Source organism: Enterococcus sp. AZ040 (assembly GCF_050499185.1).
Taxonomy (GTDB): domain Bacteria; phylum Bacillota; class Bacilli; order Lactobacillales; family Enterococcaceae; genus Enterococcus_D; species Enterococcus_D entomosocium.
The window spans coordinates 757,323-770,673 of sequence record NZ_JBMHEW010000001.1; the positions used below are offsets into that span (position 1 = coordinate 757,323).

The window sequence follows — 13,351 nt, forward strand, 5'->3', positions numbered from 1 at the left end:
AAAATTTGGGAAAAAGGACATTGAAAGGGTGGGTTCATGAGACAGCAACGAAGACAGGAACATCAGAAAAGGCAGCGGATCATTGCTGGGTTAAGTGTAGCATTATTGGCAATCACATTCGGAGTGATTTATCTAGTGATTCAAGCGACAAGCATCCCCGAACAGCGTCTTACAGCAGAATCGACAAAGCCAATGCAAGAATCAAGTAGTTCTACCGAAACAAAGCCAAAAGTAAAAACCATCACAGTGACAGCTAGTGGCGATATGCTTTATCATACACCTGTTTATTTAAGCGCTTACGATGGAAAGCGTTATGATTTTGACAATGATTTTGAGCAAGTCAAACCGTTAATTGCATCGGCGGATCTTGCTCTGGGTGATTTTGAAGGAACCATCAATCCTAATAAACCGCTTGGCGGTTTTCCCTTATTCAACGCGCCTATCGATGCCGTTGCCAGCATCAAAGATGCGGGCTTTGATGTGATCGATCTTGCTCATAATCATATCTTAGATACGGGAATCGAAGGAGTCAAAACAACGGCGGCTGCTTTTCACGATCAAGGGTTGGCAACGATTGGTGTCACGGTCGACAATAGTGGAATTTTGGTCAAAGAAGTCAACGGGATCAAAGTTGCTCTCTTGGCCTATGCCTATGGCTTCAATGGACTTGAAGAAAGCTTAACTCAAGCAGAGTATGACACCTTTTTGAAAGACTTGTCCCTCGATAAAGTGGAAGCAGAGATCAAAGAAGCGGAAACCTTGGCGGATATCACCATCGTGATGCCTCAGTCTGGTGTCGAGTATTCTTTAGAACCAACGGAAGAACAACAAACAGTTTATCGGAAGATGATCAATTTTGGTGCTGATATTATCTTCGGCGGCCATCCGCATGTAGCAGAACCAACCGAAATCATCGAAAAGGACGGTGAAAAGAAATTTATCATTTATTCAATGGGGAACTTATTGTCGAATCAACGTTATGAAACCGTCAATAACAACTATTGGACCGAACGCGGCGTCATTCCAGAAGTTGAGATCACCAAACAGGGAGCTCGGACCTATTTAAGTAAGATTGCCTTACATCCAACTTGGGTCTCCAAAGAGCCGATCCCTGATCGTACCTATTATGATCCAGAATACGGCGTCTTACAGGCCTTTGATTTTCAAGTTTACTTGGCCGAAGATTATCTACCGGATGGACAATACGCCAAACGTGTTCCTGAAGAAAAACGACAGCGCATAGAAACCGCCTACCATGAAATGCTGGAGCTGTTAGATTTGAAGTGGGAGCAGCAAAAAGAAAATCAAAATGACTAATAAGGCAACCTGACCAACAGGTTGCTTTTTTATTAGCTCTCGAGAAAACGAATCATGAAACGAATGGTGCTCCTTCCAACAAAACATGACAGTAGACTATCATTTATGAACAAAAAATGACACCTCAAACTGATAAAAATAAGTAATAATGTCAACATAAAGCATTCAGAAATGAGTCGGAAAGGATTCAGTAGATGATTTCTGAATAAAAGGGAAAGAAAGCAGGATGTGTCATGAGAATTATTATACTGACGAAAAATATATCATATGAGATTGATTTGCAGCGGGAGTTACAGATTTTGAGTCATGAAGTGTTCGTAGGGAAAAATACAGAAGAGGCGGAATGGTTGATAGAAAGCGCCAAATTATTTGACTGCTTATTTGTCAGTGAAACGATTGCAGATCCAGAATTTTTATTGATCAATCAGGCGTTGGCTCCTTATTATCAAAAACGAATCGTCCGTATCTTGCCAGGGAATATTGAACAAGAAGGTAGGATGGAAAAAGCTGAAAATGCCACGTACCTGAATCGCTCTTTTGTCGAGCTGAGAGAATTTTTGGCTGCACTACCACCAATTAGTCGTAAGTTAGAAAAAGCATCCGTCACGAAAGAATCCTTTCCTAAATTTCTTAGTCTGCAAGAACAGATCTTTTTTAACAATTTAGGAGAAGAGCAATTTATTAACCGAGAAGACCTGTGTTGGAAAATTTGGGGAAATGGTGGAACAAACTCGAGAAAATCTCAGTTGTCAATATTAGCGAAACGAGTCAATGAAAAATTAGATGAATACGACTACACTGAAAAACGGGTTCGTACCGCTTGGGGCAAAGGCTATATCTTACAATAAAAAGAAAATTGTGTGATCAAAAGAGCATCGAAGCCTTATTTCTCACGAATAGACCTCTTTGTAGCTTCGACTGCTTTTCAGGTAGAAACGACTCTGTTTTCAAATTGAGTCGTTTTTTATATAAAAATATTAGTATTAAATAAATGATGGTATCGAAAATTATGATAATGCTTTTTTTTAGTGTTAAAATAGAGATAATCAGTAATGAAAAGGAATACTACAGGATTTAAAAAGCACTTTGGAGAAACGTGCTGTAGTATCTTTCAGAGGAGGAAATGTCGTGAAGAAGATTGAGTGTGTGATATTTGATTTAGACGGAACCCTATTAGATTCGAGAGAATGCAGCATCAAGGCGACAAAAGCAGCTTTTACAGAGATGGGACTCAAAGTACCGAGTGAGGTAGTCATTGAACATTACATGGGGATACCGATCGAAGAATCGTTTTTTAAAATGTCAGAACAGCCATTGGATCAAGAAACAGCAACGGAACTGATTCGGATTTTTCGTACCTATTATCAAACATACGAGGAAAGTACCTTGAACGTATTTCCTGAAATTCCCCATGTCCTAGAAATCTTAATGAAACGAAAGGTTCCTTGTTTCGTCGTTTCAAGTAAGAAGACAGCGGTCGTTAAACGAAATTTGGCTGCTCAGAGCCTTGTGGCGTTCTTTGAAGAAATCATCGGCTCAGATGCGGTGTCCCACTATAAGCCTCATCCAGAAGGAATCGATAAAGTAGTTACTCACTATCAGTTTGATCCGACAAGGACGATCATGGTAGGAGATGCTATTTTTGATATCCAGATGGGCAAAGCAGCCGGTGTCAAAACCATCGCTGTTACCTGGGGCAGCCACGATGCGAAAAAACTTTCCGCTGAAAAACCAGATGCTTTGGCAGAAGCGCCGCAGGATATTTTAGATTATATCTATGCTTGATCTATTTTTACTGATACAGTTTAAAAATCATTTCTATTTTTGATCTGTAGCGTGAAAAATAGAATGGACTGAACGTCTTCTTCCAGCAGTATATTTGAGGTTTCGACCAATGATCGATAGATTCGATTATTGGTTTTTTTTGTTGGTATGGATATGGGGCGTCTATTTACATGAAGCAACAATTTTAGCTATCTGTTGATTTTTATGGATATTATAGTCATTTTCTTGTCATTAGAGACGATCTAGTTGCATTCGGGCACTACTTTTTAGCAGAAGGGAACGGGGCCGCCTCTTTTTCACTCTTATTTCTTTTATTTAATAAAAAGTAATTATAAGAGAACCTGAAAGGGAAACTATAATAGGCGTAACTGATTTTCTTAATGTGTCTGCATTGGTAAGAGCTAAAGACCCAATCATTTTTAGTGGTTTTTGGACAGCTAAGCTTCAATTAAAAAACCTATCGGAAGAAAATCAAAGCGAGCAGAAGGGATAGCGCTACTTTCACCAAAAAAACATAGATGTAAAGGAGTAAGGATATGATATCAGAAAATATCAAGGAACCGAAAGACTATTTGTGTTATTCAAAAGAAGTGTTGCTAAGTGTAGGGGTATTGACTGATTACCCAAAAATCTTTCATTATTATCAAGAACTCTGTGATGAATTTGAGCACATTTACTATGATCAATCAAAGAGTTTATTTGTTCAGCTCAAAGCACTTCTAGCAATAGATGCGCAGATTCAAATTTTACTGGAACTTTTTGAAAATAGTAGAACAAACCTATGCAAAGAGTTTTGTATGGATGAGCATGAAATTATTTGTATGATCAAAAATGATAAAAAATCTTATTATCGCGAGCTTACAGGTCAAAAAAACAATCAAGTACCAAAATGGAGTTTAATTTATTTAAGTGAGGAGTAAGCATATTTTAGGATAATTCAACCATCTCAAGAAAGAACACATGGAGCAATAACGCGATGAACACGGGAGTAGAGGAATAGAAAGAGGGATCATAATAACAGAATCCCATCTTATGATCTAGTAAAATAGTCTAGCGCACTTTCCTTGTGATTTGTTATACTAATTCTAAGGAGCTGATCTTGACACCTTGTGTTCGGCAAGTACGTTCATGTGAGCGCTTTATTGATTGAGTGAGAAAAGAGGGAATGATTTGACGAAAAAAATTGTCTTTTTAGATGTAGATGGAACATTATGTGATGATGCTGGAAATGTACCAGAAAGTGCACGCCAAGCGATCACAGCGGCGCATAAGAAAGGCCATGAATTTTTCTTATGTACCGGTCGTTCAAAGGCCGAAATTACAGAAGACGTGTTGGCACTGCCCCTAAGTGGGATGATTGGTGCCGGCGGCGGTTATTGTGAGGTGCATAATGAGGTGATTTTGCACAAAGTTTTTGAAAAAGAAGCTTTATTAAGATTGATTGATTTCTTAAAAGAAAACCAAATCGAGTATTACTTGGAATCGAACCAAGGTTTATTTGCAAGTACCAATCTAAGAAATCGTTTGCTGGAGATCGTCTTAGCAGGTGAGTCTGTTGAAAGTGAAGCAGGAAAACAACGCGTTCAAACTATTCAGTGGTTCCTTGATTTACTGATTGAGGACGAAGCGAAAATCGATTACGATGACGTGAACAAGGTTTCCTTTATCAATCATTCCATTCCTTATGAACGGGTCCATGACCAATACCACGAACAATTCCAAATGATTCGCAGTACGGTACCTGTTTTTGGCAAAGATAGCGGCGAGATCGGCATCAAGAATATCCACAAGAAAACAGCCATCGATTTTCTCTTGAACCATTTAGGGATCGATAACAAAGATACCTTGGCGTTTGGTGACGGCCATAATGATGTCGAAATGTTTGAAGCTGTTGCGACGGGAATTGCAATGGGCAATGCCTGTGAACAGCTATTGGCAGTAGCTGACGAGGTGACGGCTCGACCAGAAGACGGCGGGATTGCGCAAGCACTCCAAAAGCACGGTCTGGTGTAACCACTAAGAAGCAGATGTCTGCACAATCCTTTTGTTTCCTAGAGGGATTGACCAGGAGTTGAGCGATGTTGTTAAACTGATCGGTAAAACCAACGATTGACAAGGAGGCTGAGTTGAATGAAGGAAACAACCTTTTTTTGTTATCTTGAACAAGCATTGAAAAATCTGAAGGCGACAAAAGCCTTGCGCTTCAACATCGAAGGCGAAGTCAAACGGCTGATGAAGGTGTACAGTGAGGCAGAAATTTGTGAGAAAGTAAAAGAGGGTACCTTTAAAAAGTAAGACCATTTTCTTATGAAACGCAGCGAATAGAACAAACACCCAACCTTGTGAAAGGCACAAAAGCGATCAATGCGTCCTTTCAAGGAGGGGCACACAAGTAACTATTTGTTGTATCAAAAAAGACTGATTCCAATTGAATCAGTCTTTTTCTTTCTTCTCAAGCAGTCAGATAAGCCACTAAAATAGCAAACAGGTCGAACAAGACATGTGTGCCCCAACTAGTCAGGATCGAGTTGCTCTTGATAGCAGCTTGGTTAAATAGCAAGCGCGCCACTCCTTGAATGAAAAGAATATGGATCAAGGTATGGAAAACATTGCCGTTGTCATAAGTGCTGTAATGAACCAAGCCAAAGATGATCGCGGAAAGGATGCTAGCAATTGGCAAGGTACATTTACTAGAAAAGATCGCTAAAAAGAAGATAGAAAAGAGTTCTTCTCCAAGTAACATGATTGGAATAACTAGCAGAGTCAACCATTGAAAGCCTTCGTTCACTGGATTTCCGTGAAGATCCCATTTTAGTCCATATTGCAAAACGAGAGAAACGAGGAAGCTGATCAGGATGTTTAAAAGAACATACTTGCTGATCGTCTTCACTGGCGCGATGGGTTTTCCAAAGAGCTGCTTGACTGCCTCATTACCGTAAACCAGCCGTAATGCCAAATAGCTGGCAATCGATAATGAGAAGATGCTGACGATGGCAGGGGCATACAAAAGACCGACCAAACCGATACCTGCGAGGACTGTTCCTAGTAAAGCGTTGTTCCATGAGATTTGTTTTCCTATAAGTTTGTTCATTTACTTTTCTCTCTTTATTAAGCTATAGAGCATGTACTATTTAGCTGTTTTCTCTGATTCTTCTGAGTGTGCTTTTTGTGCCGCAATATAAGCGATAAGTACAACAATGAACGTTTTGGGTGATTGTCATATCATCGCTTCATTTGCGCCAATTCTTTGTACGGTACAAAGGATAGAGTAATCGATAACGAGTTTCTGAAACAAGATGGTCGTATATTTCGGACTTTTTTATGGTTGTGCAACTAAGTGATGGAGGATGCACAAGTACTAAGTTACTTCATTAAGAAAGGAAAACTGACTTCCAGTTTCGATGGAATAATCGTCAACAAAGAAACGACATCGCTATGTTCTCTTGAAATCGACTAAAATTCCAGAATATTTCGAAAAATACCATTGCTTATTTATGGCAAAACCATTAGTATTATTAGAAAAACTGATGGTGAATCGATGATAAAGCGAGCCTTTAACAGTGAGAAAGCCGAATCAGTGGCATGAAATAGGAGTGATAAGTGTGGAAGAGTTATGGAATGTATTGAAACCAGCCGAACAAGTCGAACTGAAATTAAGAAAATTGTATACGCAGCATCATTTTTCACCTTATCACTCGAACAACTTTGAAGAGTATCGCAACTATCAGCAAAATGATCAGTTTTTGCGTGGTTCTTCCATCATCACGTTTACAGGCACGGATGGCAGGACGATGGCTCTAAAACCCGATGTTACCTTGTCGATTGCCAAAAATACACCGTCTGGAGAGGCGCGTAGAGTGTATTACGTGGAAGATGTCTATCGACAGGATCGTCAAGCTGGGGAATACCAAAAAATCGATCAAATCGGTTTGGAGCTCATTGACCAAATCACGTGGGAAGATCAACTGGAGGTTGTAAAACTGGCGTGGGAAAGTTTGGCTCAGGTGGGAAAAGGGACCTTAGATCTGTCCCATATGGGGATTTTGGACGGTATTTGCCAACGCTTCCCCGAAGCGGATCGACAAAAGGTACTGCACTGCCTACGGGACAAGAGTTCTCATGGCATGGATGCACTGACTGAAAAGGCTGGCTTGTCAGCAACAGAAGCTGAAAAATTAGCGAAACTGGTACGTTTGTCAGGTGATTTTGAAACCAAGTATCAAAAAGCCAAAGAACTGCTGGCAGAATATCCCCAAGCTCAAGCTGGTTTAGCAGAACTGAACCAACTGTATCAAGCATTGCAAAAAGAGCAACTGTCAGCCTCCATTCGGATAAGGTTGGATTTTTCGATTTTAAATGATGCCGATTATTACAGTGGTTTGCTGTTTCAAGGATTTATCGAAGAAGCAAGAGAGACGATTTTATATGGCGGCCGTTATGATCGCTTAATGAGTCGGCAAGGCAAAGCGCAAGGGGCGATCGGGTTTGGTATGAAGCTCAACCATGTAGGGCAAAAGTTGCCGACTGACAACGAAAGTTCAGGCTATTTGAACATTGCGCTGCCAAAAGGCCGTATGGGGGATGCCGTATACGATTTGTTCACGAAAGCCGGAGTCGCTGCGCAAGGCGTCTTTAAAGACAATCGCCAACTAATTTTTTGTGATGAAGAAAACAAGCTGCGCTTTTTCTTAGTCAAGCCTAGCGATGTAGCAATCTATGTGGAGCACGGAGTGGCGGATATCGGTGTCGTAGGCAAAGATATTTTAATGGAAAGCAAGGCGGAAGTCATCGAATTTCTTGATTTGCATATGGGGGTCTGCCGTTTGGCCGTAGCGGCGCGTAAGGAATTCGAGGAAGATTTCTCCCGACCGCTGCGGGTCTCTACAAAATATCCGCAGATCACCCGCCAGTTTTATCAAGGGTTAGGTCGCTCGGTGGAATTGATCCAACTGCATGGATCGATTGAATTGGCCCCTTTATTAGGTCTCTCCGATGTGATCGTTGACATCGTCGAAACGGGGACGACACTAAAAGAAAATGATTTAGAAGTGATCCAAGACATCGCGCCGTCTTCAGCGCGATTAGTGATCAACCACGCCACGTGGCGTTTCAAGCAAGAACGCATTCAAACAGTGATTGAGAAGGTGAGGGAGCAATTATGAGAATTTTTTCGACCCAAAAAGATACGATCGAAACGATTGTGGCAAGGAAACAGTCGGAAACGAAGGATGTTTCAACCGTTGTCGCCCAAATCATTGCCCGTGTTCAGCAGCAAGGAGATCAGGCGTTGTTTCAATTAATTGAGGAAATCGATCAAGTGACCTTGTCTTCCTTAACCGTCAGTCCAAGGGAGATAGACGCGGCTGTCCATGCCGTCTCACCCGAGCTGCTTAATGTGATGGAACAGGCGAAAGAAAACATTTTGGCATTTCATCAAAAACAAGTCCAGCAAGGCTTTGTCTTAACGAAGGAAAATGGCGTTGTGATGGGACAGCGGGTCTTACCATTAGCAAAAGTCGGGGTCTATGTTCCTGGCGGCACAGCAGCTTATCCAAGTACGGTTTTGATGGATGTCCTGCCGGCAAAAATCGCCGGGGTCAAAAAAATCGTTATGATCACACCGACGGACAGTCAGGGAAAAGTTCCGGCTGCTATTTTAGCGGCAGCTTCCGTTGCCGGAGTGGATGAAATCTACAAAGTCGGTGGGGCCCATGGCGTAGCGGCATTGGCTTATGGAACAGAAACAATTTCCAAAGTCGACAAAATCGTCGGACCGGGAAATATTTATGTCGCCACAGCGAAAAAAATGGTGTACGGCGAAGTTGATATCGATATGATCGCAGGGCCCAGCGATGTGCTGATCCTCGCTGATGCCAGCGCAAATCCTCGCTGGCTGGCGGCGGATCTTTTGGCACAAGCCGAGCATGATCCCTTAGCGCAAGCCATCTTAGTCACAACAGAAGCAGCTTTGATTGAAGAAGTCCAAGCCGAGCTTGAGTTGCAGCTGAAGCAACTGCCCCGCAAAGACATTGCTGCTGCGGCGCTTGAATCTAGCGGAAAGCTGATTCTGGTCAAAGATTTGACCGAAGCACTTACCATTGCCAATCAAATTGCTCCAGAACACCTTGAATTAGCGGTGGCTGATCCTTTTGCATTATTGGGAAAAGTAGAAAATGCGGGCAGTGTCTTTTTAGGTCACCATACACCGGAAGTACTGGGAGATTATTTTGCTGGACCAAATCATACCCTACCGACAGAAGGGACGGCTCGTTTCTATTCGCCGTTATCAGTGGATGATTTTATTAAGAAAAGCAGTTATTTGTATTACCCAGAGGCAGCCATGAAAGCAGCTGGTCCAGCTGTAGCGTTGTTCGCGGAAACCGAAGACTTGATCGGCCATGCCCGTTCGATCAATGTACGAAGAGAGGGAGAAAAATGACCTTTTTACATCAAAAGTATCACAAGCTGACTCCTTATACACCGGGGGAACAAGTAGATGAGCAAGTCGTTATTAAACTGAACACCAATGAAAGTCCTTATCCGCCAGCGCCAAGTGTTCAAGCAGCGGTTGCTGATGCCGCCCAAAAGCTGAATCGTTACTCGGATATTGCTGCTGAAGTGGTGACAAACCCTCTGGCTGCCTATCTTGACGTTACGCCAGCCCAACTGTTTCTCGGTAATGGCAGTGACGAAGTCTTGTCCTACCTCTTTCAAGGCTTCACGGAAAACGGCATCGCCTTTCCCGATGTGACCTACGGGTTTTATCAAGTATATAGTGCCTTGTACCAAGTCGCTGCCACCGTTGTTCCGCTGCAAGAAGATTTCTCAATCGCGTTAACGGACTACGATTCACTCAAAGGGACCGTCATTTTTGCCAATCCCAATGCCCCGACTGGGGTTTATCAAGAACAAAGCGAAATCTGTGCCTTTCTAAAACGGCATCCCGATCGCTTAGTGATAGTCGATGAGGCCTATATCGATTTTGGCGGCTCTTCAATGGTTTCTTTGATCGATCAATACCCAAATCTCTTGGTTGTGGGGACGTTTTCGAAATCTCGGCAGCTGGCAGGAGCACGCTTAGGCTTTGCGGTTGCCAATGAAGGACTGATCCAAGACTTGAATCGGTTGAAATTTAGCTTGAATCCGTACAATGTCAATAGTTTGACCCAAGCCGCTGGTGCAGCCGTTTTGCAGGAACAAGCGTATGTCGATGAGAAAATCCAAGCAACGATCCACGTGCGTGAGTGGAGCAAGCAAGCCCTAGCGAAATTCGGCTTTGAGCAGACCGACAGCCAAGGGAATTTTTTGTTTGCAAGGCACCCTGCGATTGCCGGTGAAGAGTTGTATCAGGCACTGAAAGAGCAGAAAATCTTCGTCCGCTGGTTCAATCAGCCCCGCATCAAAGAGTATTTACGAATTACGGTAGGAACGAAGGCCCAGATGGAACGACTGATGACGGTGCTAACAACGATCATAGAAGAGGTGAAGGAATGAGAAAAGCAGAAGTTACCCGCAATACGACGGAAACCAAGATCCACCTGCAGTTGACGATCGATGGTACTGGTCAGCAATCAATCAAGACTGGTGTGGGTTTTTTAGACCACATGCTGGAATTATTTGTCCGCCACGGTCGCTTTGATTTGACGTTGGTTTGTGATGGCGATACAGAAGTGGATGCCCATCACACAACAGAAGACGTTGCCATCGCCATTGGCCGAGCGTTTTCAGAAAGTCTTGGGGAGCGACGAGGCATCAAACGCTATGGTAGTATGCTGCTGCCGATGGACGAAGCCTTAGTTATGACAGCGATCGATATTAGCGGTCGCGGCATGGCAGTCGTAGAGTTGGCGATACCGAGTGAAAAAATCGGGCAGCAGTTTGATACGGAGTTGGTTGAAGAATTCTTCATTGCTTTTGCCCGTGAATTAGGTGCTACGATTCATCTCCATCAAATCGCTGGCAAAAACAGCCACCACATTGTGGAAGCTTGCTTTAAAGGTTTTGGGCGTGCTTTAGGTGAAGCGGTGGCGATCAATCAAGCAGCCCCAGATGAGATCCCTTCAACCAAAGGGACGATCCAGTGATTCATGAGGGGAAAAATGATTACGTATCTTCCACACAGAGGGATGAGATAAGGAAAGGGGCGTATTATGTTAGCAATCATCGACTATGGGGTCGGCAATTTGTTCAGCTTGTCTCGTTCGCTGGACTATTTGGGTGTTGAGTGCCGAATCACGCGTTCATTAGCAGAATTAAAAGCTGCCGACCGCATTCTTTTACCCGGCGTAGGGGCTTTTGGCGATGCTCGCCAAAAGTTGGCAGAGTTGTCGCTGATCGAACCGATCCAAGAATTGGCAGCAGCTGGCAAACCCTTTTTAGGCATTTGTTTAGGGATGCAGCTGTTGTTTGATAGCAGTGAGGAGTTTGGCACACATGCGGGGCTCGGTTTGATTCCAGGACGGATCGTTTCCATGCAATGCGCCTTTGAAGAAGCCAAACTGAATCTGAAAGTGCCGCAGATTGGTTGGAATCGTTTGACTGTCAGAAAAGAAAGTCCCCTCGTCAGCGGGCTAGGGGAACAAGACTTTGTCTACTATGTCCACAGTTATTTTGCTACTGATTGCCAAGAGTATGTCGTGGCAGACAGTGACTATGGTCTAGCAATTCCCGGTATCGTGCAAAAAGACAATGTCTTCGGCACTCAGTTTCACCCAGAAAAAAGCGGGGCAGTCGGGTTGAAGATTTTAAAAGCATTTACGGAGGTGCCGCTATGAAAATTTTTCCAGCAATCGATCTGTTAGATCAAAAAGTGGTCCGTTTGTACCAAGGAGACTATGAGCAAAAAGAAGTGTTTGGGGATGATCCAGTGGCATTTGCTCGTTCATTTGAAGAAGCGGGTGCCAACTATCTGCACCTCGTCGACTTAGATGGTGCCAAAGCCGGCAAACTCCATTACTTTGATATCGCAAAAAACATCGTCCAGCAGACCAATCTGTTTGTCGAAGTTGGCGGCGGGATTCGTGAGGAAGAAACGATCCAGCATTGTTTGGCAGCAGGCGTTCATCGGGTGATCCTCGGCACGATTGCCCAGAAAGACCCAGCATTCACAAAAGCGATGCTCAAGAAATACGGCAATAAGATCGCCATTGGAGTCGATGCCAAGGAAGAAAAAGTGGCAGTGGAAGGCTGGCTCGAGAAAACGGCAACAGACGCGTTTACTTTTTGCCAACAATTGGTGGCATGGGGCGCGCAAACGATCATCTTTACCGAAATCTCCCGTGACGGTACAGGAGAAGGCATCAATCTGCCCTTATACGAAAAACTCAATCAATTGGATTGCGACATCGTGGCTTCTGGCGGCGTGGCTTCATTGGCAGATATCAAAGGATTAAAACAGTTGGGGATCTCTGGCGTGATCGTCGGGAAATCCTTATATAACGGTAGTCTCCAATTGGCCGATGTCTTAGCAGCAGGGGAGGCAGAAGCATGATCGCCAAACGAATTATTCCTTGCCTTGATGTGCGAGATGGGCGAGTAGTGAAAGGGGTCAACTTTGCTGGCTTAAAAGATGTCAATGATCCGGTGACTTTGGCGCGCTTTTACAATGAACAAGGCGCCGATGAGCTGGTTTTTTATGACATTACTGCTTCTGCAGAAGAACGCGGCTTATTCACGGACATTTTGCAGCGCGTGGCGTCAGAAGTGTTTATTCCTTTGACGGTGGGGGGCGGCATCAATCAAGTAGCAGATTTTGAGCGAGTCTTAAACTGTGGCGCCGACAAAGTCAGCGTCAATTCGGGAGCGCTTCGCCGACCAGAGCTGATCGCAGAAGGCGCGAAACGCTATGGCAGCCAGTGCGTTGTTTTATCCGTTGATGTTCGCCGTGTCGGTGAGAACTGGCATGTGTTTGCCAAAGGCGGACGGGAAGATACAGGCTTAGAAGCATTGGCGTGGATTCACCAAGCTGAGCAGTTAGGTGCTGGTGAACTAGTCATCAACAGCATGGATACCGATGGCGTGAAGCAGGGGTTTGATCTCGACTTGCTGAAAGCTGTCAGCGAAATCACCAAATTACCGATCGTCGCATCCGGTGGTGCTGGCAAAAGTACCGATTTTATCGAGCTGTTTCAATTGCCAAATATTGAAGCAGGATTGGCAGCCTCGATTTTTCACTATGGCGAGGTAAAAATCCCAGAGCTGAAAAAACAATTACAGGCCGTCGATATTCCCGTACGAATCGTATAGAGTA

The 13,351-nt window shown here is 43.7% G+C and carries 14 protein-coding genes; 13 read left to right on the top strand and 1 reads right to left on the bottom strand.

The genetic code is table 11. The annotated features are described in order from the left end of the window. The first annotated feature begins 36 nt into the window (after positions 1-36). The 6 genes from IGK63_RS03470 to IGK63_RS03495 all read left to right on the top strand — a co-directional run bounded on the left by IGK63_RS03470 (position 37) and on the right by IGK63_RS03495 (position 5,397). Positions 37-1,317: a CapA family protein gene (locus IGK63_RS03470; protein ID WP_005237457.1), complete on the top strand. Its 1,281-nt coding sequence runs from the start codon at positions 37-39 to the stop codon at positions 1,315-1,317. A gap of 233 nt (positions 1,318-1,550) precedes the next feature. Further along, positions 1,551-2,165 (top strand): helix-turn-helix domain-containing protein, encoded by a 615-nt coding sequence (locus tag IGK63_RS03475; RefSeq protein WP_429972435.1) that lies wholly within the window; start codon positions 1,551-1,553, stop codon positions 2,163-2,165. 280 nt (positions 2,166-2,445) lie between these two features. Then, complete coding sequence (locus IGK63_RS03480) at positions 2,446-3,102, top strand: HAD family hydrolase (RefSeq protein WP_034872860.1); 657 nt, start codon at positions 2,446-2,448, stop codon at positions 3,100-3,102. 536 nt (positions 3,103-3,638) lie between these two features. After that, positions 3,639-4,022, top strand: coding sequence for a DUF7006 family protein (locus IGK63_RS03485; protein ID WP_016611968.1), 384 nt, complete (start codon positions 3,639-3,641; stop codon positions 4,020-4,022). 250 nt (positions 4,023-4,272) lie between these two features. Further along, a complete protein-coding gene (locus tag IGK63_RS03490; RefSeq protein WP_034872862.1) occupies positions 4,273-5,115 on the top strand; it encodes a Cof-type HAD-IIB family hydrolase in 843 nt (280 codons plus the stop codon). Between the two features lie 117 nt (positions 5,116-5,232). Beyond that, a complete protein-coding gene (locus IGK63_RS03495; RefSeq protein WP_016611970.1) occupies positions 5,233-5,397 on the top strand; it encodes a hypothetical protein in 165 nt (54 codons plus the stop codon). A gap of 157 nt (positions 5,398-5,554) precedes the next feature. On the opposite strand, the gene IGK63_RS03500 is transcribed toward IGK63_RS03495, so the two are convergent. Beyond that, complete coding sequence (locus tag IGK63_RS03500; protein WP_016611971.1) at positions 5,555-6,193, bottom strand: CPBP family glutamic-type intramembrane protease; 639 nt, start codon at positions 6,191-6,193, stop codon at positions 5,555-5,557. A 511-nt stretch (positions 6,194-6,704) separates the two neighbouring features. Between IGK63_RS03500 and hisG the strand changes: the two genes are divergently transcribed. From hisG to hisF, 7 genes are all read left to right on the top strand, one after another. After that, positions 6,705-8,264, top strand: coding sequence for an ATP phosphoribosyltransferase (hisG, locus tag IGK63_RS03505; RefSeq protein ID WP_034872864.1), 1,560 nt, complete (start codon positions 6,705-6,707; stop codon positions 8,262-8,264). Next, positions 8,261-9,541, top strand: coding sequence for a histidinol dehydrogenase (gene hisD / locus IGK63_RS03510; RefSeq protein ID WP_016611975.1), 1,281 nt, complete (start codon positions 8,261-8,263; stop codon positions 9,539-9,541). The genes hisG and hisD overlap by 4 nt, the downstream gene beginning before the upstream one ends. Further along, positions 9,538-10,596: a histidinol-phosphate transaminase gene (gene hisC / locus IGK63_RS03515; protein WP_016611977.1), complete on the top strand. Its 1,059-nt coding sequence runs from the start codon at positions 9,538-9,540 to the stop codon at positions 10,594-10,596. Before hisD ends, hisC begins: the two co-directional genes overlap by 4 nt. After that, positions 10,593-11,186 carry an imidazoleglycerol-phosphate dehydratase HisB gene (gene hisB / locus IGK63_RS03520; RefSeq protein WP_005225202.1) on the top strand — a complete coding sequence of 198 codons (594 nt, stop codon included), beginning with the start codon at positions 10,593-10,595 and terminating at the stop codon, positions 11,184-11,186. Before hisC ends, hisB begins: the two co-directional genes overlap by 4 nt. Before the next feature lie 66 nt (positions 11,187-11,252). Then, complete coding sequence (gene hisH, locus IGK63_RS03525) at positions 11,253-11,876, top strand: imidazole glycerol phosphate synthase subunit HisH (protein ID WP_016611979.1); 624 nt, start codon at positions 11,253-11,255, stop codon at positions 11,874-11,876. Continuing rightward, positions 11,873-12,592 carry a 1-(5-phosphoribosyl)-5-[(5-phosphoribosylamino)methylideneamino]imidazole-4-carboxamide isomerase gene (hisA, locus tag IGK63_RS03530; protein ID WP_016611981.1) on the top strand — a complete coding sequence of 240 codons (720 nt, stop codon included), beginning with the start codon at positions 11,873-11,875 and terminating at the stop codon, positions 12,590-12,592. Before hisH ends, hisA begins: the two co-directional genes overlap by 4 nt. Further along, positions 12,589-13,347: an imidazole glycerol phosphate synthase subunit HisF gene (hisF, locus tag IGK63_RS03535; RefSeq protein ID WP_008377137.1), complete on the top strand. Its 759-nt coding sequence runs from the start codon at positions 12,589-12,591 to the stop codon at positions 13,345-13,347. The genes hisA and hisF overlap by 4 nt, the downstream gene beginning before the upstream one ends. Positions 13,348-13,351: the final 4 nt, after the last annotated feature.